Below are 455 nucleotides of genomic sequence, written 5' to 3'. Positions count from 1 at the left end.
CCTATGTGGCCATGCCGAAGGGAGTCGCCGAGGCGGAGGAGCGGCTGGTGTCCGAGGCGCTGGCAGGGTGCCGAGAGCGGTATCCGGGGGTGAGCGTGGAGTCCCGGGCGCCCCGCGGCCAGACCCGTGAGGCGCTGATCGAGGCCAGCCGCTCGGCGCGGTTGCTGGTGGTCGGGGCCCGGGGCCGTGGTGGGTTCGCCGGGCTGACGCTGGGGTCGGTCAGCCAGGCGGTTCTGCATCATGCGTACTGCCCGGTCGCCGTCGTGCGAGGGGCCGCCGAACGCTCGTGATCCATTGACGGTACGTGACCTCACGACGTCGACGGTCATCGGGAGGCCGACAGCAGCCTGTCGCCGGCCTCCCCCGCCTCACACCTTCCGCCGGAACACCGGCCGCACCGGCCTGCCCCCCAGCCACGGTGTCGGATCGCCCGCGTCCAGCGCCTTGCGGTAGAC

At 73.2% G+C, this 455-nt stretch carries 1 protein-coding gene; it reads left to right on the top strand.

All coding sequences use genetic code 11. The annotated features are described in order from the left end of the window. Positions 1-290, top strand: a 290-nt coding sequence (locus tag LPA54_RS38425) for a universal stress protein (RefSeq protein ID WP_228985011.1), incomplete at its 5' end; no start/stop codon positions are given. Positions 291-455 lie beyond the last annotated feature (165 nt).

The sequence above is a fragment of the Streptomyces sp. DH12 genome (genome assembly GCF_020873895.1).
In the GTDB taxonomy this organism is placed as follows: domain Bacteria; phylum Actinomycetota; class Actinomycetes; order Streptomycetales; family Streptomycetaceae; genus Streptomyces.
This window is presented reverse-complemented; position numbering and strand designations above follow the sequence as displayed.